Here is a 2,870-nt window from a genome sequence, read left to right as displayed (position 1 = left end):
CGAGGAAGATCGCGCGTGCTGCGTGGAAGCGCTGGCTGACCACCAGCACCTCCTCGAGTCCGAAGACCTGTTTCGCACGCACCATCGAGTCCAGGGTGCGGAAGCCAGCGTAATCGAGGGTGATGTACTCGGGCGGAATACCCGCTGCCATGAGGTCCTTCTGCATTGCGACCGGTTCGTTGTAGTAACGGGTCGCGTTGTCGCCACTGACCAAGATGCCACGCACCTTGCCGCAGCGATAGAGCTCAGCGGCGGCCTTGATGCGGGCCTGGTAGAACTCGTTGGGTCGACCTCGGAGACTGGGCGAGGTGCCCAGCAGCAGCGCCACCTGAGCAGGCTGGACCTGGTCGAGGTCGTCGGTGATCGACTGGCGGGTCGACAGCGAGATCCCTAGGTCGATCAATAGCAGCACCGAGACTAGGCTGGTCAGACCGAGCATCAGTATCGACAGGGCGCGGCCTAGGCGTCGGCGCCAAGCCCTTGATTTGGTCGGCGCCCTGGCGTTCGGCTCCCGCTCGGCTGGCGGCTGCTCAGCGGATGGTCGCGGCCATTGCTCAGGCATTCCCGATACGGATAACGGTCAGACGCTCAGGGTCTTCTCTGGGCCTGCTTAGGGCCTGCTTAGCGCCTGCTTAGGGCAGGGGCTTGGGTCCTTCCTCTTTTGAGGTCTCGATCATGCGCTCGATCTCGGGCGCGTTGTCTGCCGGTAACGGGGTTTGATCGATGGTGACCGTTGACTCGATCTCGTCGACCTTTTCTTGATGAGCTTGCGCCAACTTCTCGCGCTCGGCGGGCGTTTGCACCTTGCAGGTCTCAGCAAAGCACTGTGCGAGCTGGTCCATGACGCAGCCGGTCGCCGGGACGTTGGCATCCGGCGCGGGGTGCTGCAGCAAGACCTGATTCATGAATTCGTCGTTGGAGATATCACCCTCGTAGAGGGCGGTGACCAATCCATCGAAGCTGCTGTCACTGCCGAGCAGGGCACTGACTGTCTTGCTGCCAATGCTCATCGTGCCGCAGTTGGCCTGAATCAGTGATCGGAAACCGGCCTCGGTGGGTCGTTGGAAGGGATTGCCGAGCGAGGCCAGCGGGTCGCTGACCTGGGCATTGCTGGCGCAGCCACTGATGACAGCGGCAACCGTGGCAGCAAGTAGGAGCCGGGCGCCACGCGGCGACCAGGCGGACGGCCCGTGAAACACCTGCCCGGCATCGCGCGGACAAAAGCGCTGGCGCTGTGACTGAGACATCGAGGCTCCTCTTGCGGGTATTCCGCACTCTTGCGACTGATGCCGTGCATTGTAACGACATCTGATCAGATCGAGCGATGTCTTGTTGCTGCGGGCGCGCTGGAGCAGTAGCCAGCCGCAGCGGCTGGGTGCTGGGTGTTTAGAACCGAGCCCGGCGCCAGGCCGACCAATCGATCGCGTCAAGCGCCGCCGCGAGATCCCGCAGTGCGTGGATCACCGCGAGGTAGTGACCGGCAATGGTGAGGGTATAGACGGCATCGGCGTTGACCGGCTCGTCGTGCCGATAGGCGTCGATCCTTGTTAGCTCGGTGCGCACATCGCTGACTACCGCGTCTAGCGCGGCGACTGAGGCTGGGGCCCTAGGGTCGTCGAGCTTGTGCATGAAGGCCGCGTAGGTCGAGACCAAAGGCTTGAGCAGCTGGCGGCCGAGCCTGGTGCCGAGCCCTTGACGGCGTAGCGCAACCCCCCAGCGCACACGCGCGCGCTGCAGCCCGCGGAAGCGCGTGACCAGCCCCTGCATGGCATCGCCGAGGGCACGGATGCGGTCATGATCGTTGTGCGGAGCCTGAGCTGAATAGCAGGCCGGGAGCAGCTCTGAGAACGCTTGCTGCTCAACCCGCAGCTGTTGCTCGTGTCGCGTCAGCGCGGTCGCAATGCCGGGGCGGTCCAGGTCCGCCAAGCCCTGCTGGGCGTCGCTCAGCAGCGCTAATAGGCGTTTGATGGCTCTTCTCGCCTGTTCCTGTGGCGTGGCGCCGCGCACCAGGGCGGGCGCTGCGACACCGATCAGAAAGCCGGTGGCCGCTGAAAGTGCTGCATCGATGTAGCCAACGGCGTCGTAGACCTGATGGGGCTCGAGATTCAGCAGCATGATGGCGAGGACGCCGATGCGCAGGAAGGTCAGCTGATGCGGTGGGGGCAGCGCGTGCAGGAAGTAGGCAATCGCGAAATAGATCGGAAACAGCGCGAGCGCGAGCTCAGCAAACCCATCGAGCTGCGGCATCAAGAGTAGGTAGATCGGCGCGGTGCCGATGATGCCGATCACAAAGCCAAGCAGGGTGAGCTTAGGGGGCTGCAGGATCGGCGTCTTCTGCAGCGTGTGTCCGCCGATCAGCACCAGCGCCATCACCACCGCGAGTAGGCCCTCTGGAGGCCATTGAAGCAGCATCCAGGTGAGCACCGAGACCCAAAACGCGAGCCCCATCGCCAGCGCATTGGGTAAGGCGAGCGCGAGCCGGTGGCGCCAGCGTGGGCTTGGCTCCGGCGGTAGCTTTGCTCGCGGCAGGCTGTGACCAGCGGAGATCGCGATACTGGCCTCGACGAGCTGCTGCACGTTGCTCGCGAGCGCCTGCAGCTGGGCCGCCAATGCATGCGCCAGTGCACTGTCGCCACCGCTTTGCTGCGCGAGGCTCCGGCCGGTGAGCAGGCGTTGACGGCGCTGCTCGACCTCGGCGAGCGCAATCTGCGCTGCATCGCTCATGGCCTCGGCCTGCTCGCGTGGGCTCGCTGAGAAGGTGATGCACTGTGCGCTGGGAGCCTGTGCTCTAAGAGCTGATGGCGAGTTGGATGGCGAGGCCGGCGATAATGCTGGGGTCGATGCTGGCACTGAGCCTGGGGTTGGCTCTG

Annotated in this window: 3 protein-coding genes; all 3 read right to left on the bottom strand. The window is 64.5% G+C overall.

Features of this window, described 5'->3' with window-relative positions; genetic code table 11:
• Positions 1–562 (bottom strand): SanA/YdcF family protein (locus ACY693_RS17720; protein ID WP_462323133.1); only part of this gene is annotated, 562 nt, incomplete at its 3' end.
• A 70-nt stretch (positions 563–632) separates the two neighbouring features.
• Positions 633–1,247 carry a hypothetical protein gene (locus tag ACY693_RS17715; protein WP_462323132.1) on the bottom strand — a complete coding sequence of 205 codons (615 nt, stop codon included), beginning with the start codon at positions 1,245–1,247 and terminating at the stop codon, positions 633–635.
• Positions 1,248–1,386: 139 nt separating this feature from the next.
• Entirely contained in the window at positions 1,387–2,724 is a 1,338-nt protein-coding gene (locus ACY693_RS17710; protein WP_462323131.1) for an FUSC family protein, read from the bottom strand.
• Between the last annotated feature and the right edge of the window lie 146 nt (positions 2,725–2,870).

The organism is Halochromatium sp. (genome assembly GCF_054919635.1).
Note: the sequence above shows the minus strand (reverse complement) of the source record. Positions and strands in the feature narration are given on the sequence as shown.

What these genes read in the sequence shown, in the direction of transcription:
- ACY693_RS17715 (WP_462323132.1), bottom strand. Translation starts at nt 1,247, where the DNA reads ATGTCTCAGTCACAGCGCCAGCGCTTTTGTCCGCGCGATGCCGGGCAG.
- ACY693_RS17710 (WP_462323131.1), bottom strand. Translation starts at nt 2,724, where the DNA reads ATGAGCGATGCAGCGCAGATTGCGCTCGCCGAGGTCGAGCAGCGCCGT.